This window comes from Sphingobacteriales bacterium (genome assembly GCA_016700115.1).
GTDB lineage: Bacteria > Bacteroidota > Bacteroidia > Chitinophagales > UBA2359 > UBA2359.
This window is the reverse complement of sequence record CP064999.1, coordinates 4682679-4705000: the sequence shown is the minus strand read 5'-3', so window position 1 is coordinate 4705000 and position 22322 is coordinate 4682679. Positions and strand designations below refer to the sequence as shown.

The following is a 22322-nucleotide window of genomic DNA, read 5'->3' as shown; positions in this document are numbered from 1 at the left end:
TAGAGAAAAAATAAATACTCAAAGGAGGTCAGGCGGATAGATTGAGGAGACGAGGAGAAGCAGGAGGAAGACTACCTATTACCCATGTTATAATAATGCAGATATTTGAGGAGGAGGAGAGAGAGGAGATGATAGAGTCTCGTAGCTCAGCTGGTTAGAGCACTACACTGATAATGTAGGGGTCGGCAGTTCAAGTCTGCCCGAGACTACCTACAAGATAAAGAAGTGGGAGTAACGGGAGAGAGAGAAGAAGAGGGGGATTAGCTCAGCTGGCTAGAGCATTAGCTTTGCAAGCTAAGGGTCATCGGTTCGACTCCGATATCCTCCACAGCAATAAGCGAGAAGCAGGAAGTTATTTTGACATTGTTGGCAGAAGTAAGAAAACAGTAAAGGTGAAGATAGGATACAGACGTTTTTGAGTAATCATAAGCGGCGTATTAGGAATAAAGAGACGAAAGCGAATAAGGGCGCATGGGGATGCCTTGGCTCTCAGAGGCGAAGAAGGGCGTGGTAAGCTGCGAAAAGCTTTGGATAGCGCGAACGGCCGTTAGACCCAAAGATACCCGAATGGGGCAACCCGTTCCGATGAAGTCGGAACATCCGTAAAGGAGGCAAACCCAGGGAACTGAAACATCTAAGTACCTGGAGGAAGAGAAAACAACAGTGATTTCCTAAGTAGTGGCGAGCGAACGGGAAAGAGCCTAAACCGCTTTGCTTAGCGAAGCGGGGTTATAGGGCTTAACATGATGCAGGTTATCTGGAATTGGAATTACCTGGAAAGGTAAGACGAAGAGGGTGAAATCCCCGTACAAGTAAAGCGATAATTTGTAGTTAAGTACCTGAGTAGCGCGAAGCCGGTGGAACTTTGCGTGAATTAGCCGGCACCATCCGGTAAGGCTAAATACTCCTGAGAGACCGATAGAGAATAGTACCGTGAGGGAAAGGTGAAAAGGACCCCGCACAGGGGAGTGAAAAGAACCTGAAACCATGCGCCTACAAGCGGTCGGAGCCAGTAAAATGGTGACGGCGTGCCTTTTGCATAATGAGCCTACGAGTTACTGTTCACCGGCGAGGTTAAGTTACAGGGAGTAACGGAGCCGTAGCGAAAGCGAGTCTGAATAGGGCGGTCATAGTCGGTGGACGTAGACGCGAAACCTGCGTGATCTACACATGGTCAGGATGAAGTTTCGGTAAAGCGAAATGGAGGTCCGAACTGATTAGCGTTGAAAAGCTACCGGATGAACTGTGTGTAGGGGTGAAAGGCCAATCAAACTGGGAGATAGCTCGTACTCCCCGGAAATGCCTTTAGGGGCAGCCTTGAAGTAGAGTGTTGCAGAGGTAGAGCTACCAATTGGGCTAGGGGGTTTCATCGCCTACCAACCCCTGATGAACTCCGAATGCTGTTACATATACTCAGGAGTGAGGCACAGGGTGCTAAGGTCATGTGCCGAGAGGGAAAGAACCCAGACCATCAGCTAAGGTCTCTAAATGTGTACTAAGTTGAAATAACGATGTGAGACTGCATAGACAGCTAGGATGTTGGCTTGGAAGCAGCCATTCATTTAAAGAGTGCGTAACAGCTCACTAGTCGAGTGGTTTTGCGCGGAAAATAATCGGGCATCAAGTACACTACCGAAGCTATGGTATTAACGGAAGTTAATAGGTAGGGGAGCATTCTGACTGCGTTGAATGGCAAGTGTGAGCTTGTTTGGAGCGGTTAGAAAAGCAAATGTAGGCATAAGTAGCGATAAAGCGGGTGAGAAACCCGCTCACCGTAAGACTAAGGTTTCCTGATCAACGTTAATCGGGTCAGGGTTAGTCGGATCCTAAGGCAAACCCGGAGAGGGGTAGTTGATGGGAAACGGGTTAATATTCCCGTACCGGCTTATACTGCGAAGTGAGACGGAGAGGCGTAGCGGCTGCGTACTGACGGAATAGTACGTTGAAGACAGTAGGCGATGAGACTTGCAGGCAAATCCGCAAGTTGAGCTGAGCGTTGATAGTACCGAGAGTCTTTGGACGATTGGATAATGCCGTGAAGCGAACTTCCAAGAAAACCCTCTAAGCTAAAGGTATAAGGCGCTCGTACCGTAAACCGACACAGGTAGTCGAGGAGAATATCCTAAGGTGCTCGAGTGATTCACGGCTAAGGAACTCGGCAAAATGGTCTCGTAACTTCGGGAGAAGAGACGCCTACCCTCTCAAGAGGGAGGCCGCAGAGAATAGGTCCAGGCGACTGTTTAGCAAAAACACAGGACACTGCAAAGCCGCGAGGCGCAGTATAGTGTCTGACACCTGCCCGGTGCCGGAAGGTTAAGGAAGGGGGTTAGTCGCAAGGCGAAGCTCTTGACTGAAGCCCTGGAAACGGCGGCCGTAACTATAACGGTCCTAAGGTAGCGAAATTCCTTGTCGGGTAAGTTCCGACCCGCACGAATGGTGTAACGATCTGGACGCTGTCTCGGCCCGTGAGCTCGGCGAAATTGTAGTAGCGGTGAAGATGCCGCTTACCCGCAACGGGACGGAAAGACCCCGTGAACCTTCACTATAACTTTGCATTGGAACTGGTTAAATGATGTGTAGGATAGGTGGGAGACTGTGAGATAGTGTCGTCAGGCATTATGGAGTCGTCCTTGAAATACCACCCTTTGTTTAGTTAGTTCCTAACTTTTTGGATAAGAAGGACATTGCATGGTGGGTAGTTTGACTGGGGTGGTCGCCTCCAAAAGCGTAACGGAGGCTTCCAAAGGTACCCTCAGCACGGTTGGTAATCGTGCGAAGCGTGTATTAGCAGAAGGGTGCTTGACTGCGAGACAGACAGGTCGAGCAGGTACGAAAGTAGGGTAAAGTGATCCGGTGGTTCCGTATGGAAGGGCCATCGCTCAAAGGATAAAAGGTACTCCGGGGATAACAGGCTGATCTCCCCCAAGAGCTCATATCGACGGGGAGGTTTGGCACCTCGATGTCGGCTCGTCTATCCTGGGGCTGGAGAAGGTCCCAAGGGTTGGGCTGTTCGCCCATTAAAGTGGCACGCGAGCTGGGTTCAGAACGTCGCAAGACAGTTCGGTCCCTATCTGTTGCGGGCGATAGAAGTTTGCGGAGATCTGACTCTAGTACGAGAGGACCGGGTCGGACGAACCTCTGGTATGCCGGTTGTGTCGCCAGGCGCACCGCCGGGTAGCTATGTTCGGAAAGGATAAGCGCTGAAAGCATCTAAGCACGAAACCAACTCCAAGATGAGACTTCTTTTAAGGGTCGTGGAAGATGACCACGTTGATAGGTTGCAGGTGTAAAGCTGGAGATAGCAAAGCCGAGCAATACTAATAACCCGTAAGCTTTCATAAATAAAAAAGAGCCTTTTAGGCTGCTAAAGAAAAGGAGAAGATGTCTGTAGATAGAGCGAAAAACTTACTTCTGCCACAAAGTCAAAACTAAATAAAGAGCATAAGGTGGCTATAGCAGGGAGGTCCCACCTCTTCCCATTCCGAACAGAGAAGTTAAGCTCCCTAGCGCCGATGGTACTATTCGAAAGGATGGAAGAGTAGGTCGCCGCCAACCTTACTAAAAACCAAAGCCGTTGTCAGCCCACGCTGCAACGGCTTTTGGCTTTTTATCCCATCCAAAACCAAAACCCTCTAAACTAATCTAAACTCACGCAGCCAATTAATTTCTATCGCGTCTTGTTGAATGCTCAAAAAAAATGTGGACGCAATTTTAAATATAAAATTAACTGAGTTCATGATGATACAGGAACTATTCAACTCTCTGCCAAAAAGATTTAGGGCTGATTATTCAAAAGACTTTAAAGGAGTATTTCATTTTGATTTGTCAGGTAAAGAAGCTGCTCAATTTACAGTGTCAATAGAGAATTGTAGTTGTAAAGTTGAATCTGGTTTAATTGGGCAACCTGACTGTTATGTAAAAACAGATTCAATGTTGCATATTGCTATTGAATCAGGGAAAACTAACGCACAATGGGCATACATGACAGGTAAAGTAAAAGTAAGTAACATTGCGAATATGATGAAGTATTTAAAATTGTTCAAGAAATACGACCAAAGCCAAACTGCATCCATCGAAGAAAGTGAAAAACCACCTTTGAAAGAGACTCAAACAGAAACTAATAAAGAAAATAAAGGGCCTCTACTGGGAATTCGAATTTTAGATTTAAGTCGCTTATTACCGGGTCCATTAGCAAGTATGTTATTAGCAGATTGGGGAGCAGAAGTAATTAAAATAGAAGACCCTGATTTCCCGGATGAAACAAGAAACTATCCACCTTTTGTTGGAAATCAGTCGGTCTATTATTTAGCAGTAAACCGTTCAAAAAAAAGCCTCTCACTAAATCTGAAAAGTGCTGAAGGAAAAGAAATTTTTTTCAAACTAATAAAATCTGCAGATATTGTTATTGAATCTTTTCGACCGGATGTATTAAAAAAAATAGGAGTGGATTATGAAGTTGCCTCAGCTTTAAATCCTCAAATTATATATGTATCTGTTACTGGATACGGTCAGGATGGTGAAATGCGATCCAAAGCAGGACATGATATAAACTACATTGGTCTTTCTGGCATCCTCGATGAAAACAAATCTGAAAATGGTCAACCTGTAATACCTGGATTTCAAATTGCTGATATTGCGGGTGGGTCATACATGACAGTTATATCATGCCTTTTAGCTTTACAAAACAGAAAATTAACAGGAACTGGAGATCAAATAGATGTTTCGATGTTAGATGCTTGTTTGCCTTTAATGAGCTTAGCATTCGCAAATTACTTTGCAGACACTAAAAATAGTACAAAAGATAGTTTCGGCTTTTTAAGTGGACAAATTCCAAACTATAATTTATATCAATGCAAAGATGGAAAATGGTTGGCTTTAGGTGCATTAGAACCTAAGTTCTGGGCAGAGTTTTGCAGGTTTATAAATCGTCCTGATTGGGTAAATGCAATTTTACCAAATTCTGAAATTTCAAAAGAGGTTAAAACTGCTTTGAAAAAATTATTTGAATTGAAAACAAGAAAAGATTGGATTGCAGAAGCCTCAGAATTTGAAATTTGCTTAACTCCTGTACAGTCAATACCGGAAGTTGTAAATAATGTTCAATTTAAGCATAGAAATATGTTTAGGCAACATTTTCATAGTGAGTATGGCAGTGTTACCACTATCAATCAGCCACTAAAATTTCAAACCGCTAAATTGTCTGACGGGTGGGCTCCGCCTTTATTGGGTGAAGATACAAATTCAATTTTAACTTCGATAGGACTTTCAATTGAACAAATTGAGCTTTTAAGGAATCAGGGAGTTATTTAGGCTTAAATATAGATGCAAACTTTTAGTTGATTAAGAAGTTAAGGTTCATCCATTATTTATATATTCTGCACATTTATACATTTCTTCAATAATTTTGATTACTGCTTTTCCTTCTTCACCGCTTGTAGCAATAGTTGCTTTTCCGCTTAAGGTGTCAATTACATTTTGAATAACTTTATCATGATTTGACATAGAACCCTTATAGGTGCCATAATCGTTTTCTGAATTCCCTTTTGGAAGGTTAGAAATTTCATATCCTTCGATGCATTGATAATCAATGGTATTAAGATATTGACCTCCAATTTTAACGGTTCCATTTTCACATAATAAGGTTATACTCCCTTCCATGTTGTGTCTATAAGCAGATGTGCTGAATTGAAAGCTGATAATTGTCCCAGTTTCAGATTGCAATAAGAAAGCACCGGAGTCTTCAAACTCAGTTAGCGATTGATGAGTTGCATTTTGGATAATTCCTTTAATACAATTTATATTTCCAGCAAGATATAATAAAATATCAATAAAATGGCTGCATTGTGTAAACAGGCAACCCCCATCTTTTAATTTTTTACCCCTCCAGTCTGATTGTAAATAGTAATCATCATTTCTATTCCAAAAACAGCAGACAGAAATTTGTAAAACTTTTCCCAATTTGCCAGAATCAATGAGATTTTTTACAGCTACTACTGGCGGATTATATCTGTTTTGCTTAACAACAAATAATTTCTTATTAACCTCTTTTGATGTTAATATCATTTTATCGCATTCTATACTCGATATTGCCATTGGCTTTTCACATAATACATTCATGTTTGCTTGTAAAGCATCAATAGTCATTTGTGAATGTAAATAATTAGGTGTACAAATATTTACTACATCTATATTTTGAAGTTGAAGCAACTCTTTGTAGTTATTAAAGAAGTTAATATTTGGATAATAACTTCGAATAATTTCCTCATTTTTTCTGCTGATATCACAAACGGCAATTAAGTTTGATTTTGGGTTTTGATAAATATGCTTAGCATGTCTTGTTCCAATATTCCCAATTCCAATGATAGCAAAATTAACCATGTTTTCTCGTAGTTGTAAATAGTTTAAAATTAAACTTTAAGAGTGAGGTCTAAGTAAATAGGTTGTATTTAGATGATTACATTAATCAATCTTTAGCTAAAAGATAGGCTCAATAGTCCGTTTTTATAATTGATTTGCCCATTATCCATCATCCAACGTATTGTGGTTAGAACTTCTTTCTCTTCATATTTATCAAGTTGAGAGACTAATTCAAATAGGCTCAATGTTTTTGTTGATAGTGTTGTTTTTATGTCTTTTGTAATATCCAAGATTCTGCTTTCCAATGAGTTTCTATTTTTTTTATGTAGGCAAACATCACAAATTAGGCATGGCTTACTTGTAAATTCTCCAAAATAAGAAACCAATTGTTGGCTTCTGCACACTAAATCATTTTGAGCATATTTTATGGCAGCTTGGATATTTGATAACCTAACTTTTTTTCTGAATTCAATGAGTTTGGTGTCAAAAAGAAGGTTTTCAGAAGCAACCCGTGATCGAGTAAATACTAGTTGAGGTTTATCGGTTTGTGGAATATAATTAATTATCTTGTTATTATGTAAAGCTTTGAGTACATCTATAACCTGATTAGTGTCAACATTAAGTTGTAGTGCAATTTGACTTTCAAAAATATCTTTGTAGTGGCTAAAAATTCCTCCATAAGTACGAAGAAGTGTTTTAATATATGGTTCTATGTTTGGATTGCGATTTTGTACATCATAAATTTCCTCTTCATTAACTGTTATAATTACTCTCGATGGACTGAATACAGCATCTGATGTCTGTATATATCCGTTTTCTTCTAAGATTTTTAGTGAATAATAACATTGTGATGCTTTCAAATTATTTGTCTCTAAAAATTTAATCAAATCAAAATCCACCCTAATTCCTTCTCCAGCTCCAATTGCTAAATTAAAATAGGATGACAGCAAATAGTAAAACTTACGTACAATTTCTAAAGGGGGAAAACTATCATCAAGGCTTTTTTTTAAAGTAACAGAATCTGTATTGTTATAAATAAGAACAGCATAGGAATTGATATCATCTCTGCCGGCTCTACCTGCTTCTTGAAAATACGCTTCCAAGCTTTCAGGCAAATCCAGATGAATTACTAACCTGACATTGGATTTATCAATACCCATTCCAAATGCATTCGTGCATACAATTATGCGAATTTTATCTTTTAACCAGCCATCTTGTTTGGTTGACCGTGTTTTGGGATCAAGCCCTGCATGATAAAAGTCCGCACTAATTTTGTGTCTGTTTAGGATATTGGCAACATCTTCAGCTCGATTTCGACTACGTACATAAACTATTCCGCAACCCGGAATTTTTTGAAGAATTTTTATTAACTTTCTGAATTTATCTTCTTCATGAAGCACTGAATACGCAAGGTTTGCACGGGTATAGCTTTTTTGAAAAACTTTTGAATTTTTACCAAATTTTAGCTTTTCTTTAATGTCTGCCCTTACAATTTCAGTTGCAGTAGCTGTTAATGCTAAAAACGGCACATTCGGCAAATGTTGTCTGATTTCTGCAATTTTTAAGTACGTTGGCCTAAAATCATAACCCCATTGAGAGATACAATGTGCTTCATCAACTGCAACAAGGCTAATCTTCATTTGATCAAGGCGAACTTTAAATAGTTCAGTTTGTAGTCTTTCCGGTGCTATATATAAGAATTTTGTTTGACCATAAATACAATTGTTAAAGGCTCGTTCAATTTCATTACGGCTCATCCCTGTATAAATGGCTTCAGCCTTAATTTGACGACTTCTCAGGTTTTGCACCTGATCTTTTATTAATGCGATTAGTGGAGTAATGACCAAACATAGCCCTTCTTTGGACATTGTTGGGACTTGAAAACAAATTGATTTACCCCCACCGGTAGGTAGTAATGCTAAAGTGTCGAACCCATTTAAAATTGAATCAATAATTTCTTCCTGAAGTGGTCGAAACTCATTAAAACCCCAATATTTCTTTAAAACTTCTTTGCTTGTCATTTCTACACAGATACCCAAAGGTAACTATATAAAGTTAAACAATCCTATACTTAATAATCACTCAGGTAATATTCCTCAAAAAATACTGATAACTCTTCTATTTTTTAGTAGAATTAACTTTGGTTTAGAATTTTTTTTGCAATTTTGCCCTTTAATATAAAAAATTGTAAAACTTAAATAGAATAACTATGAGCAAATCAATACATGCTCTTTTAGTAGGGTTATTAGTAATCATTTATGCTATAAGCGCAACACCGGCTTATGCACAATTACAAGTTGATGGAGCTGTAACTGCCGAAGAACTTGCCCAGTTATTAGTTGGAAATGGTGTAACTATCAGTAATGTTGATTTAAATTGTCCGACAGGTGCATTTGGTACTTTTAATGGAGAAAACACTAATCTTGGCTTAGGCTCCGGAATTCTGTTAACATCGGGAAGTATTAATAATGCAGTTGGGCCAAACAATGTAGGTGGAGCCTCTACTTCATTAAGTACACCCGGCGATGCAGATTTGGATGCTATAACTTTAGGCGGCACACAGGATGCCTGTGTTTTGGAATTTGATTTTATACCTTTTGCAGATGAGGTAACGTTTAATTATGTTTTTGGATCTGAGGAGTATTTAGAATATGTCGGAAGTTTTAATGATGGCTTTGCTCTGTTTATCAGTGGGCCTGGTATCACAGGACAACAAAACATCGCCTTAATTCCAGGCACTCCGACTCCGGTTACCATTAACAACGTGAACAATGTTTCAAATAGCGCTTATTATGTTGATAATGGCAGTGGAACACCTGTAGATCCCGAATCTACAGTTCAGTACGATGGATTTACGGTTGTTCTAACAGCATCTGCTACTGTTATTCCTTGTCAGACATACCATTTAAAAATTGCAGTTGCTGATGCTTTGGATACTGCTTTAGATTCAGGAGTTTTTATTGAAGAAGGTAGCTTAAGCACTAACTTTATTGTGGTTGAAGCATCCGCTATTGCACTTACAAGTGCCGGTTTTGATACAGCAGTGGAAGGTTGTGTGAATGGATTGATAACATTTACCTCAACTGAGCCGCTGGTAGAAGATACAGAATTAAGTTTTACGTTAGGTGGAACCGCAGTTCCCGGAATTGACTATGATCCTGTGGTATCTACATTTATAATGCCATCCGGCACTACCGAATTTTCGGTCCCTATTAATGTACTTGAAGATGGGGTACCTGACAGTGATGTTTTGGAGATCATATTTGCGCTTAATTTTGCTTGTGATACAATAGTCCAAACTGCTTCTTTGAACATAGCAGATGTTTTACCTTTAACGGTTTCTCCAGATGTTACGCTCGAACCAGGACAAAGTACTGTACTTTCTGTGAGTGGTGGAGTTCCCGACGCACCTGGAGTAGAGCCTTCCTCAGGAAATTATACCTGGTCTCCTTCTACAGGTTTAAGCAATTCAACTTCAGCTAATCCTACCGCTACACCGGTACAAACTACTGTTTATACAGTTACTGCAAATTTAGGCAGTTGTTTAATCACTGAACAGGTAACTGTAACTATACAATCATGTGACCCATTGACAGATGGACAGGCAGGATTAATTACGACTGACACAGATTTTATTTGTGCAGGAGGCAGTGTTACAGCAACTGCTAATGGTGTAGTTTTAAATGTAGTTAATGAAGTTCCTGATGTTTTGGCTTATGCACTTCATAATAGTCCGGAAGGAGATATCTCTATGCCCGGTTTTGTAATATACGATGCAAATGCTACAGGAGTTTTCAACAATGGAAGCTACCCTGTCAACCAAACTCTATACATTTCTTCAATAGTTGCTGATGATGATGGAAGTGGATTTCCGGATTTAGCAGATGAGTGTATTTCAGTTAGTCCCGGCTATCCGGTTGTTTTCCTTACTCCTGTTGAAATAGTTGTTGATGAGTTTTGTGACTGGTTAACCGGGGACTACCATATTATTGTAAGCGCTTTTGGCGGATTACCTGCGTTCAATCCGGCTACAAATTATAGTTTTGCGGGAGATTATTTTGGACCGCTTGCTTTAGGAGAAATTATTGAAATTGTGATACTTGAAGGGGTTTCGACCAGCTATAGTTTCAGCGCTTCAGATGCAAATGGTTGTGTTGCTGATAATGTAAACGAAGAATTTATTTGCTATAAAACTCCAATTGAACTTTTATCATACAATGGCAAAGTTACCGAATTGGGTAACCATCTAAATTGGGTTACAGCCTCAGAGACAGATAATGACTATTTTACACTTTCGCGTTCAACCGATGGTGCTCAATTTGTGGATATTGCCACAATTGAAGGAGCTGGAACATCTTTAATGCCGATTAGTTATGACTATTTAGATAAAGCTGCTCCAACCGGAATTAGTTATTATCGTCTTAGTCAGACAGATTTTAATGGACAGACTAAAGTTGCAGGTATTGTGTCTCTTAATAGAATTTCTGATATTAAAAACCCCTTGTCATTTAACTTTGTTGCTCCTGTTCCGGTGATTGATGCTGCTCAGGTATCTTTTAACAGTTTAAGTGAAGGAGAAATCAACATTCAACTTCATGATGTTACCGGCAGGTTGGTAAATAGTCAGGTTATTATGGCAATAAGCGGCAGCAACAATTTTGTTTTAGATTTAACTGCTGTCAGTTCAGGAATATATTTCCTCACATTGACCAACGACTCTGATATTATCAGTACTAAACTGGTTAAAAGATAAGCATTAGATAACGAAAATAGGTTTGTTAAAAAGCCCTTAAGTATGATTTATCTGAAACCACATTTTGTTTCTTGTTAATTCAGCGCTTTTTAATGTAAGAGGTATATAGGATTTTTAACCAATAAATAATTAATCCCCGAATAGTAAAAAATACTGTTCGGGGGTTTTTTCATTCATTTTAACATGAACTATTATGACTTATCAATGTAAGGTGATTGAATTTGGAACTGTTCAATACGATGAAACTGTAAGCTTAAGAATTGAAATTTTACGGAAACCCTTAAACCTGGTCTTTACTGATGAACAATTAGCTATGGAAATAGATCAAATTCATTTTGCATGTTATGAGTTGAATGAAAATGGGGTTGAAGATTTAATAGCTTGTCTAATATTGGTTCCAGAAAAGGGAGCAAATGATATTCAAATGCGTCAGGTTGCTGTTGATTTAAATAAACAACATCAGGGAATTGGCAAGAAAATAGTCAAATTTGCTGAAAATTGGGCTTTAAAGGCTGGATATAGCAAAGTGTTTTGTCATGCAAGAGATACTGCTATTCCATTTTACCTTAAATTAGGTTATCAGATAATTGGGGATGGATTTGTGGAAGTAGGTATCCCACACGTTCATATGGAAAAGTTACTCTGATTTTAAAAGATTGGAATTATAGAGAAGTCAGATATTCTGATCAATTAGAATAAATTTTGACTTTAGTATTAATCTTTCAATATCAGTTGTTCTATCCTTTCTATTCTTTCTTGCAAATTTTGATTTTGCTGCTTAAGATGGTCAATTTGTTCTTGTTGTTCTTTAATGGCCTGAATTGCTAACACACTAAAGTTTTGATAGGCAATAGCATAGTTATTTCCATTGTTTTTGCTATATACAGCATCAGGAAATTGATTCAAAACTTCCTGAGCAATAAAACCAATACTTTTTCTAGTGTTATTATTATTGTCTAAATAATTATAAGATACAGGGGTTAACTGTAAAATACTGCTCAAAACATTATTTAGAGGGGCTATATTTTTCTTAAATCGTCTGTCAGAAAGTGTTACCCAATTCCCTGTAACATGATCTAAATATGATTTAATGGTGTCGTTATAAGTAAAATTGAAATCATTATTATCGTCAATTCCGATTTGCCAATGATTTTCATTTAACATTCTTGAAAAACGCATTCCTCCACCATGATTTAGAGGAAAAGTATCGTTACTTTGTTTGATATGCAAATCTGTACTTGGGATTTGAAGCCCAATACCGACTTTAACGGAATTAGTATCTAAGCCTCCAAGAACAATTGAGTTACTTGCCCCTGCTATAGCATGTTTTCCAATTGCAATGGCATTAAATAGATTATTTTCTGCAACATCTGCCTCAAATCCTATTGCGATATTATAAGTGCCATTTGTGTTAAAATCTAAAGCATTTTTACCAATTGCAACATTAGAAAACCCTGTTGTATTGGTTATAAGAGCATTTTCACCTATTCCAACATTGTGGTAACCCGTAGTGTTACTATTAAGAGCATCTTCACCTAAACCTGTATTTCCGTATCCGGTTGTATTATTGAGAAGTGCTCTGCTTCCTGCAGCAGTATTGTTAAATCCTGATATGTTATTTAATAATGCATTAAATCCGGTAGCTGTGTTGCTGTCACCAGTTGCATTTGTCATAAGAGATTGTGCTCCTATCGCTGTATTTTGATTCCCGGTTGTATTGTCTTTTAAGGCCGTTACTCCGATAGCAGTATTGAAAAAACCGGTACTGTTTTTATACATAGCATCTGAACCTGTTGCTGTGTTTCCTTCTCCTGAGATATTATTATACATTGAGTTTGCCCCAATTGCTGTATTGTAACTTCCTGTACTATTGGTAAAAAGAGCATTTTCTCCGGTAGCCGTATTAAAATTACCGAAAGTATTGGTATAAAGTGCATCGGTTCCAAATGCAGAATTATGACTACCGCCGGAATTGAAGTACAAAGATCCGCTCCCATTGGCTGTATTGTTGAATCCTATTGTGTTGGTATAAAGTGAATTAGCCCCTGTTGCTGTATTGTTAATTCCAAAAGTAGTTTGAAACAGAGCTTGGTGACCTATTCCTGTATTATTATTGCCGTTTCCCGTAAAATAAGAGGAGGCAATGGCAGAATTGCTGCCCAATTTGTTTAGCCATCTGGAATTTTCAGAATAAAAGGAATAAGGAACTGAAACTAACTGCGTAGTTCCCAGATCTACGTATATACCGTTATTAGTGGCTGAAAGCTCAGTTTTTAGAAACTTGGATAAACCGTCTGACCAAAGAACAGAGGCTAAAGTATTATAAACAATAGTTCCCTGACCAATAGATAATTTGAAAAGCCCAAACTGATTGGTTGTAACTTCGTGTGTTTCGGAATATAAAACATCACCATTTGGGTTATCTTGAATAATACTGAGTTTAACTCCTACTGTTTGGTTTGATAAAACCGCCTCTCCGGTAGTTCTTGCAATGGCTTGAAATGCTACGCTTTGTGGTGTTTGTGCGAATAAAAAATTTTCAAAACACATTAAAACAAAAAGGAAGTATATTCGGACCATGATATTAAAGGTTATTTGTAAGGGGTGAAGTAAATCATGCACAAATATAACGACTATCTGAATCCCTTTTGTTAAGAGAGGTAATCTTGACTAATTCATAACAACCTTATAAAAGATTAAAAAATAATTGTAGAGTTTACAATTTTGAGCTCTATTAAAAGAATATGCCAATTTCCACCAATGAAATATGCGAAAAATGAACTAATCAGACTTCAGGTTTCAATTTGTTGAAGTTGAATGAATCCAGACGATTCAAACTTTCATATCAGTGTTTTATTGATGGCAGTTTTAAATAAAAAAATGTGCCATTTATACAATAATTTTAAGTTAATGAGGTGGGTAATGAAGAATAGATTGATTATACTATCATACATTGCCACTTCAACAACATTTAAAACCAAGACACCGGAATGTTTGTTAGATTGATTGATAGTAAAATATCAACTTACTGAAATATAAAAAGGATTATCCAAAAATGGACAAAGTTGTAGGAAAAAGAACCCGCACAAACTAATATGTAAATTGAGATTACTAAAAACCTCAATAGACACGCTTGAGGCCGCTGATAAACTTCGGTAATCTTCTTGTTAATTGAGCGAATCAAAAAAACTCAGAGTAATTTAGAGTTGAAGCCCGCCCTACGTTATCCAAGCTAACCTCAATATTTATAATGTTAGATTTTGAACCTTCAATTTTATTAGTATGTACGAGTTCTACAAGCAATTATCGGGTTTTTAGAATTAAAAACCAAATTTTTCAAACATTTTTTTTTAAAAAACAACTTTTAAACAGAGGGTTTCAATCAACATATATTTGATGATCATGCTTTTCCAAGGAGTATAAAGAAGATATTACAACTTCTTTGTTTAAAATATTGCCAGTTTAATAATATCGCTTTACTGAAATAACAACTTTTACCAAGAAGTTAATCCCTTTTAGGTTTTATCTACCTTTGCAAATAACACCAATATAAAAACAATGATGTCTATTATTGACCTTCAGCACCTTTTTACTGCCTATTTAAACAAAAATAAGTTACCGGCTTCACCTGAAAATCTCTATGATCCTATACGATATTTCATGGAAATTGGCGGAAAACGAATACGCCCAATACTATGTCTCCTGGGCTGCCAAATGTTTTCTGATGATGTTTCGCCTGCATTAGCACCAGCTTTAGCTGTTGAGTATTTTCATAACTTCTCATTGTTGCATGATGACATCATGGATAAAGCACCTTTGAGACGAGGTTTTGATACTATACATATAAAGTATGGAATTAACAATGCAATACTTTCAGGTGATGCCATGTTGGTTAAATCTTATGAATTCTTGTCAGATGCAGCTCAGGCTTTGCCTCAATTGATCAAAGTATTTACAAGAACCGCTTTGCAAGTTTGTGAAGGGCAGCAATATGATATGGATTTTGAAAACCGACAGGAGGTTAGTATCCCAGAATATTTGTTAATGATTGAACTAAAAACGGCTGTTTTATTAGCAGCATCGCTGTCAATGGGTGCAATTTGTGCCGGTGCTAAATCTCAGGATGTGGATAATTTGTATCAGTTTGGGAAAAATATAGGGATTGCATTTCAACTTCAAGATGATTTGTTAGACACCTTTGGAAATCCGGATGTGTTTGGCAAAAAAATAGGAGGAGATATAGCTCAAAATAAAAAGACCTATTTGATGTTGAAAACAATTGAAATTGCTGATCAGCACTCTCGAGAAAAACTAAACCATTGGCTTAACGTGAAGGAGAATGATACCGAATTAAAAATAGCAAACATTAAAAGCATTATGGAACAGTTAAGGATTCCAGAAGTAACAAAAGCAATAATTCAGGTGTATTATCAAAAGGCTTTCTCGCATCTTAATCAAATAGACATTGAGGATTCAAGAAAAAATATATTAATTGAATTAACAGAACAACTTATGTTCAGGCAGCAATGATCATTAAATTTTCATTCACTCATGCCTTATTTTTTTGTTCAGCATATTGCAGGATTTGGTCAATAAAAGCAAAAGGTGTATAGCCGTTTAGAGCAGCTTGATGAAAGATGCAGGTTGCAGGTGTCATTCCGGGAAGGGAATTTACCTCAATAATGTATGTTTCATGTTGCCCGGTTTTATACATTTTTACAAAAGCGTCCGTTCGAGAATATCCTTCAATTTTTAATATTTGTGCTACTTTTTTTAAGTCCTCTTTCACTTTTTCAGCAAAATGATTGCGTTTTTCAAAATCAATATCAAACCTTGCGGGAGTTATATTTTGACCTTCGCCAGCAAGAAATTTCTCTTCTAAGGTAAGTACTTCATCTCCGGCAAGGGTTTCGCTCGGCTCAAACATCTCATAAACCACCTGTTTGTTATTATCTAAATGTGTTATCAACCCACCTGTAATTTCCATAAAACCATCAGCATTACCTTTTTCTATCAGCGTTTCAATCAGACAGGTTTTTTTTGCAGGAAACTCTTCTTTTAGTTTCAACCCAAGAATTGCCTGATTTTCAGCGGTAATCTGGTCTTCTGTATTTCTGAATATGGTTTGCAGATAAGCATTCATTTGTTTTCTGCCGTTAATTTTTTTAACAGCAGAACTGCATCCGTCATCGTTAGGTTTAGCAATTAATGGGTATTTAAACTGCGATTCTACATCTGACAGAACCTTTTCAGGATTTTCATCCCATTCTGATTTATTCAACAAGAGTTGATTTGCTACAAGACATCCATATTGATGTAACAGCCGGTTAGTTGTATATTTGTCAATTGTGATTTCTGATGTTGAAATACTGGACCCATTATAAGGAATATGAAATTTTTCCAGATGCTTTTGAAGACTTCCATCTTCTCCCGGCCTTCCGTGTAATGCAATGAATATAGCATCAACTTGTTCAGACAATTCCTGAAAAGTTAATTTCCGGGGCGCTTCTTGTTTGTAAAAGCAAAATTTATCAATTATAGCGGCTGCTTTTTGGATGACTTCCAAAGTTATGGGATGTTGCTGGTAATGTTTGATTTTTTCGGCAATATCATCTGCATTGTCTTTTAACAAAATATTTATTGGTATCTGATATAGATCGTAATGTTCGTCAGATCCTGTCAGGAAAACAGGTATCGGTTTATATTTTTCGGATGAAGCGAGTTTTTCATAAACATTGCGTCCGCTTTCGATTGAAATATGGCGTTCAGAAGAATAACCACCTAAAATTACTCCTATTCTTTTTTTGTTATCGGTTTTGGTTTTTAAATCATGTAGTCGTTGATCAAGCCAATTAGCTAATATCTGATATTTTTCAACGAACAAACCTTTATTTAATCTTTCAGAAAAAGATATTCTAATGATATAAGTCAAAAACTGAGAAGGATTTAAACCTATTTCGGCAGCCTGATGAAAGAAAAATGAAGATGGAAGCATCCCTGAAGTAGTATTCGGATCATTCAGAAATACTTTACCATCGTCTGAAAAAAAGCCATCAATTCGAGCATAAGTATTGAACTTAAAAAAAGTAAACAGGCGTTCACATTCGCTTTGAATTTTTCTGATTTGATCGTCCTGAAGATCAATCGGAGTAACTTTGCTCGACAGACCTGCTAAATATTTGGATCTATAATCGAAAAGTTCTTTTCCTTTTCTGATTTCAGTGGGTGGCAGTGCAATAGGTTCATTTTCCATGCCTTTGATGACAATGCAAGAAAACTCTTTACCTGTTAAAAACCCTTCAATAACAACTTCATGTTCTTTATCAAATGATTCCAATCTGATTTTTTCAGGTAAATTTTCAGATATTGCCCAATTGTCTAAATAATCAATCAGTTGGTCCGGATGATAAGAGGTATGTTCCAAATTAGAAATCATCAAAGGAAACCCGATACCTGAACGGATGTCTGAAATATCTCTGACGTATATTTTTCGTTCTTCTATACCAAGTTGCAACCATTCAGTCCTTGTTATTTCTTTAATAAACAAGCTGTTTAATATAGCCTGATTGAATTCTTCAAATCCTGGTTTTTGTAAAATAGTCGCACCTATAGAAGAGCCCTGATTGGATGGTTTTACTACAACTTGAGATCCTATGGTGTTATAAATTTTTCGATAAATATCTTCTTGTTGCTCTTTTGTTGCCGAAAGCCATCGGTTACGCTCAATAACTTCAAAGGGAGGAACTGAGAATCCACCTATTTTCATTATCTGTCGTTGGAAAGCCTTATCCATTCCAATTGCAGAGGGTAATATTCCGGAAGCAGTATAGGGAATTTGTAAAAACTGTAATAGACCTTGTATGCTTCCGTCTTCTCCATTTTCACCATGTAAGGCGAGAAAAGCAAAATCAATTAACTCAGACAATTCGGATGGAAGTATTCTGCGACCTATTTTTGAAATTAGGTTATCCATTTCAGTTGATGTCAGTTGCCCTAAAGATTCTGCATAAATTTGAAACTCATATTTGGAATATGAAAAGTCAGTGGAGGCAGGAGGGTAAAAATCCCGGATGCTCCCTTTATAGATATATTGCCAGTCAACAAGTATAAAATTTCCCCAACTATCAACAAACAGTGGAATAGCTTCAAAAAGCGATTTATCCAAATTATCGTAAACAGTTCGTCCTCCGGCAAATGATATTTCTCTTTCTCTTGACCTTCCTCCAAAAAAAATTCCTATTTTAATTGACATTGATGAATTATTGCGAATGTTTGTTTTATGGGGTGCAAAAATACAGATTTTAATCAACTCTTAAAATCCTGTATTTTCAATTGAGGGCTACGCATTTACAAAAAAGGAAACGAATATTCGATATAAAATTACAATACCCTAAAGTGAAACTGAAATCAGGATTAGAATGAAAGACGGAAGTTAATTTTTTAATAGTATTACTACATTTTTTTTATCCTTTCTAAAACCATCTGAAGTTTTGGTTGTTATTTTTGCTTAAAAAAAAATAATTCTGAGTATGACAAAAGAAGATTTAAGGTGGACCAATAATTTAAAGCATGATTTTCCAGCAGCGTTAGTGGTATTTTTGGTTGCACTACCGCTTTGCTTAGGAATAGCCCTTGCATCAGGGGCTCCTTTGTTTTCTGGAATAATTGCCGGTGTAGTAGGGGGTATAGTTGTTGGAGCTCTAAGTAAATCTCCTTTAAGTGTTAGCGGTCCCGCTGCAGGGTTAGCCGTTATTGTGTTAGGTGCTATCCAAAGTTTGCCTTCGTTTGAAGTTTTTTTGTTAGCAGTTGTGTTAGCAGGAATTTTACAAATAATCATGGGCTTACTTCGAGCAGGAATGATTGGTGATTTTATACCTTCTGCTGTTATCAAAGGGATGTTAGCAGCAATCGGCCTTATTCTAATATTAAAGCAATTCCCACATGCCATAGGTTACGATGCTGATTTTGAAGGGGATGAAGCTTTTTTTCAGGCAGATGGAAATAATACCTTTTCAACAATCTGGTTCTCCATCCTATATAAACTGTCATGGGGAGCTGTTTTAATTTCCTCCATTTCTTTAGCCTTCCTTTTTTTATGGGATAGCACAAAATGGCGCAAACCTAATTGGTTAAAATTGGTACCTGGACCTTTGTTGGTTGTGATTTTTGGAATAGTTTCTGGTTATCTGTTCGAAAACTTTGCTCCTTCTTTGGCAATATCAGACGAGCACATGGTCAGGGTTCCGGTAGCAGAATCAATGATGGGATTTTTTAACCAATTTGCGCTTCCTGATTTTTCTTATATTTTTAACAAAGAAGTTTGGGTTGTTGCAGTTACTTTGGCGTTGGTGGCAAGCATAGAAACTTTGCTATGTATTGAAGCAATAGACAAATTAGACCCCTATAAACGAACTTCTCCAACTAACCGTGAATTGATTGCACAGGGTGTTGGAAATATGACTTCCGGTTTAATTGGTGGGATTCCGATAACATCGGTCATAGTTAGGAGTTCAGCCAATGTTTCTTCAGGTGGCCGTACCCGAATGTCAACGATTTTACATGGGGTTTTTCTATTGTTGAGTGTCATTGCGATTCCCAGTTTTCTCAACATGATCCCGCTTTCTGCTTTAGCTGCCATCCTTATTTCTGTCGGATACAAACTCACAAAACCGGCTGTATTTAAATCAGAATATGAAAAAGGTTGGTCACATTTGATTCCGTTTGTTGTAACTGTAGTGGCTATTTTATTGACGGATTTACTGATTGGTGTTTTAATAGGATTACTGGTTGGAGCTTTCTTTATTATCAGAGGCAACTACAAGTCTTCTATCACCTTGGTTGTAAATGGAAATGAATTTTTAATTCGTATTTACAAAGACCTTTCTTTTATTCATAAATACGAATTAAAAAGAGTCTTTGATAACATCCCTGATGGAGCAAATTTGCACCTCGACCTCTCCAGAATTGGCTTTATAGATTTGGATAATGCAGAAATCATCAATGATTTTTTATCTACTGCAAAATACAAAGACATCACTGTCAGCATTAAATTATCAGATAATAAAAAAGTTACTAAAACCTTAAATGAAGCTGCTTATGAATCAGTATGAAATATTGCTATTAGAGAATAAGGCCTGGGCAAGAGAAAGAAAGATTGAAGATCCGGAATTTTTTGAAAGATTAGTCAACGTTCAATCGCCAAAGTTTTTGTGGATAGGTTGTTCTGACAGTCGGGTGCCTCCTAATGAAATCACTCAAACCAAGCCCGGAGAGATTTTTATCCATCGTAACATTGCTAATTTAGTAGTTCATACCGACCTCAATATGCTGAGTGTGCTTCAATATGCAGTTGAAGTACTTGAAGTTGAGCATGTTATTGTTTGTGGTCATTATGGTTGCGGCGGAGTAAAAGCTGCACTTTCCCGCAAATCATTTGGTTTGATTGACCAATGGCTTCGTCACATCAAAGATGTTTACATAGCCAATAAAATTGAAGTAGATACTAAAAAAACGGAGGAACAAAAACTTAACCGATTGATTGAACTGAATATTATTGATCAGGTTCATAACCTTGCAGAAACTTCAATTATTCAGGAGGCATGGTTTAGGCATCAACGACCACACTTGCATGGTTGGGTGTATGATCTAAGGGATGGCATCATCAACCCTTTAACTGACTTACCTCCAAACACACATCTCGATAGCGAAATTTACGAATACGATAACTTGTCTTAATGCGGGTGTTGTAGATAGATTCAAGGTGTTTCATGTCCCGAATATTCCATAATTTTAAAAATGTGGAGAACATAAGGGAACAAAGCATCCATACTTTCTTGCGCTCCCCGGGTAGAACCGGGGAGTGCAAGAATCAAAGTATTTCCTTTCATTCCGGCAAGGCTTCTTGACAGCATAGCATAAGGCATTTGTGATTGTCCGTAGTTTCTGGCTGTTTCACCTATACCGGGTATTTCACGGTCAAGCAAAGGACGTATGGCTTCCGGTGTTATATCTCTGGAAGTCAATCCTGTCCCACCGGTAAAAATAATTAAGTCAAAATTGCTTTCGCATAAGGATAGCACCTTTTTTTGAATGACCTCTGCTTCATCGGGGATCGTTGTGTATTCTTTGACCTTTAAATTCAGTCCTTCCAACTTTGATATTATAGCCCTCCCGGATTGGTCTGTTTTTTTTCCTGAAGATACAGAGTCAGAACAAACGATAACTGCTATAGTTAAAGCTCGTTTTAACTTGTCGGTATATTGAGATTTACCTCCTTTCTTGCTAAGCAATTTAATATGGTTGATTTCAATTTCTTTATCAATGGGCTTTAACATATCATAGATGGTCAATGCTACGACCGAAGCTCCATGCATGGCTTCAACTTCTACTCCTGTTCTATAAATTGTGTGTACTTCAGTTTCAATCATAATTTCCAGCCCTTCAATGCGATGTCTGATCATTGCTGCTTCAATCGGAAGAGGGTGGCAATCGGGAATCATATCTGAGGTCCTTTTAACGGCAAAAAGCCCGGCAATCCGGCTCGCTTCAAATACATCTCCTTTTGGAACAGTCTTGTTAAGGATAGCTTCAATAGTTTCCTGTTTACTAACGGTAACTATTGCCTGAGCTATTGCCGACCGGTGGGTTTTGATTTTGTTAGTAATATCAATCATGGTGTGATTTTATAAAACGAGAAATGGCAAAGTTATAATCAGGAGTTTTTTTTCCAGATATAACTATGGTCGTGAAAAAGTTCTTTTCCCCAAATAGGCACTTCCTGTTTAATGCGATCAACTATGTAAGAACAAGCTTCAATTGCAGATTTGCGATGCGTGGAAGAGGTGAAAACAAACAGGCTGATTTCTCCCGCGGCTACTATTCCGAGACTGTGATAAATATGTAAGCAGGTTAACTGAAAGCTTTTAAAGGCATCTTCTCTGATTTCATGAAACTTTTCCTCTGCCATTTCAGGATAAGCGGTATATTCAATACCTGCAACTGATTTTCCTTCTATGATATCATTTCTGACTTGCCCTAAAAAAATACTATGTGCGCCAATCTCTTTTTTCGAACTGTGTTTTTCAATTGAATCACCAATAAAAGACGGGGAAATAGGACCTTCTATAAAAGCCTTTTTAATTTTTTTTTCGCTCATGAAGCAAAAAGTTAAGTTAACTAATGGTAAAAATCTATAAGTCCGGAATTTGCAAAC

General features: G+C 37.4%; 12 protein-coding genes, 2 tRNA genes and 2 rRNA genes. 10 read left to right on the top strand and 6 right to left on the bottom strand.

Translation table 11 applies throughout. The annotated features are described in order from the left end of the window. The first annotated feature begins 135 nt into the window (after positions 1-135). The 5 genes from IPM47_16790 to IPM47_16770 all read left to right on the top strand — a co-directional run bounded on the left by IPM47_16790 (position 136) and on the right by IPM47_16770 (position 5310). Positions 136-209, top strand: a tRNA-Ile gene (locus IPM47_16790). A 45-nt stretch (positions 210-254) separates the two neighbouring features. Next, a tRNA-Ala gene (locus IPM47_16785) sits at positions 255-328 on the top strand. Between the two features lie 123 nt (positions 329-451). Next, positions 452-3341, top strand: a 23S ribosomal RNA gene (locus tag IPM47_16780). Between the two features lie 101 nt (positions 3342-3442). Further along, a 5S ribosomal RNA gene (gene rrf, locus IPM47_16775) occupies positions 3443-3555 on the top strand. Between the two features lie 144 nt (positions 3556-3699). Then, positions 3700-5310 (top strand): CoA transferase, encoded by a 1611-nt coding sequence (locus IPM47_16770; protein QQS28490.1) that lies wholly within the window; start codon positions 3700-3702, stop codon positions 5308-5310. Between the two features lie 45 nt (positions 5311-5355). Here the strand turns inward: IPM47_16770 and IPM47_16765 are convergent, their stop codons facing one another. Next, positions 5356-6378, bottom strand: a complete 1023-nt coding sequence (locus tag IPM47_16765) for a Gfo/Idh/MocA family oxidoreductase (GenBank protein ID QQS28489.1) — start codon at positions 6376-6378, stop codon at positions 5356-5358. 92 nt (positions 6379-6470) lie between these two features. Next, entirely contained in the window at positions 6471-8378 is a 1908-nt protein-coding gene (locus IPM47_16760; protein ID QQS28488.1) for a RecQ family ATP-dependent DNA helicase, read from the bottom strand. 188 nt (positions 8379-8566) lie between these two features. On the opposite strand from IPM47_16760, the gene IPM47_16755 reads away from it, so the two are divergent. Both IPM47_16755 and IPM47_16750 read left to right on the top strand, forming a co-directional pair. After that, complete coding sequence (locus tag IPM47_16755) at positions 8567-11110, top strand: T9SS type A sorting domain-containing protein (GenBank protein ID QQS28487.1); 2544 nt, start codon at positions 8567-8569, stop codon at positions 11108-11110. A 193-nt stretch (positions 11111-11303) separates the two neighbouring features. After that, on the top strand, positions 11304-11756 hold the full coding sequence (locus tag IPM47_16750; protein QQS28486.1) for a GNAT family N-acetyltransferase: 453 nt from the start codon (positions 11304-11306) through the stop codon (positions 11754-11756). Between the two features lie 68 nt (positions 11757-11824). Here the strand turns inward: IPM47_16750 and IPM47_16745 are convergent, their stop codons facing one another. Further along, complete coding sequence (locus IPM47_16745; protein ID QQS28485.1) at positions 11825-13690, bottom strand: tail fiber domain-containing protein; 1866 nt, start codon at positions 13688-13690, stop codon at positions 11825-11827. Positions 13691-14668: 978 nt separating this feature from the next. Between IPM47_16745 and IPM47_16740 the strand changes: the two genes are divergently transcribed. Beyond that, positions 14669-15640 (top strand): polyprenyl synthetase family protein, encoded by a 972-nt coding sequence (locus tag IPM47_16740; protein ID QQS28484.1) that lies wholly within the window; start codon positions 14669-14671, stop codon positions 15638-15640. Positions 15641-15659: 19 nt separating this feature from the next. Here IPM47_16740 and IPM47_16735 read toward each other — a convergent pair whose 3' ends face one another. Continuing rightward, entirely contained in the window at positions 15660-18356 is a 2697-nt protein-coding gene (locus IPM47_16735) for a D-alanine--D-alanine ligase (GenBank protein QQS31512.1), read from the bottom strand. A gap of 283 nt (positions 18357-18639) precedes the next feature. Between IPM47_16735 and IPM47_16730 the strand changes: the two genes are divergently transcribed. Further along, a complete protein-coding gene (locus IPM47_16730) occupies positions 18640-20220 on the top strand; it encodes a SulP family inorganic anion transporter (protein QQS28483.1) in 1581 nt (526 codons plus the stop codon). Beyond that, the gene (gene can / locus IPM47_16725) at positions 20207-20845 is read left to right on the top strand and encodes a carbonate dehydratase (protein ID QQS28482.1); all 639 of its coding nucleotides are present in this window, start codon (positions 20207-20209) and stop codon (positions 20843-20845) included. The genes IPM47_16730 and can overlap by 14 nt, the downstream gene beginning before the upstream one ends. Positions 20846-20865: 20 nt before the next feature. Here can and IPM47_16720 read toward each other — a convergent pair whose 3' ends face one another. Continuing rightward, a complete protein-coding gene (locus tag IPM47_16720; GenBank protein QQS28481.1) occupies positions 20866-21783 on the bottom strand; it encodes a bifunctional molybdenum cofactor biosynthesis protein MoaC/MoaB in 918 nt (305 codons plus the stop codon). Between the two features lie 38 nt (positions 21784-21821). After that, positions 21822-22265: a molybdenum cofactor biosynthesis protein MoaE gene (locus IPM47_16715; GenBank protein QQS28480.1), complete on the bottom strand. Its 444-nt coding sequence runs from the start codon at positions 22263-22265 to the stop codon at positions 21822-21824. Positions 22266-22322: the final 57 nt, after the last annotated feature.

Excerpts from the sequence above, each read along its gene's own strand:
- IPM47_16750 (QQS28486.1), top strand. The coding sequence starts at position 11,304 with ATGACTTATCAATGTAAGGTGATTGAATTTGGAACTGTTCAATACGAT.
- IPM47_16720 (QQS28481.1), bottom strand. The coding sequence starts at position 21,783 with ATGATTGATATTACTAACAAAATCAAAACCCACCGGTCGGCAATAGCT.
- IPM47_16730 (QQS28483.1), top strand. The coding sequence starts at position 18,640 with ATGACAAAAGAAGATTTAAGGTGGACCAATAATTTAAAGCATGATTTT.
- IPM47_16740 (QQS28484.1), top strand. The coding sequence starts at position 14,669 with ATGATGTCTATTATTGACCTTCAGCACCTTTTTACTGCCTATTTAAAC.
- IPM47_16755 (QQS28487.1), top strand. The coding sequence starts at position 8,567 with ATGAGCAAATCAATACATGCTCTTTTAGTAGGGTTATTAGTAATCATT.
- IPM47_16745 (QQS28485.1), bottom strand. The coding sequence starts at position 13,690 with ATGGTCCGAATATACTTCCTTTTTGTTTTAATGTGTTTTGAAAATTTT.
- IPM47_16715 (QQS28480.1), bottom strand. The coding sequence starts at position 22,265 with ATGAGCGAAAAAAAAATTAAAAAGGCTTTTATAGAAGGTCCTATTTCC.
- can (QQS28482.1), top strand. The coding sequence starts at position 20,207 with ATGAATCAGTATGAAATATTGCTATTAGAGAATAAGGCCTGGGCAAGA.
- IPM47_16760 (QQS28488.1), bottom strand. The coding sequence starts at position 8,378 with ATGACAAGCAAAGAAGTTTTAAAGAAATATTGGGGTTTTAATGAGTTT.
- IPM47_16765 (QQS28489.1), bottom strand. The coding sequence starts at position 6,378 with ATGGTTAATTTTGCTATCATTGGAATTGGGAATATTGGAACAAGACAT.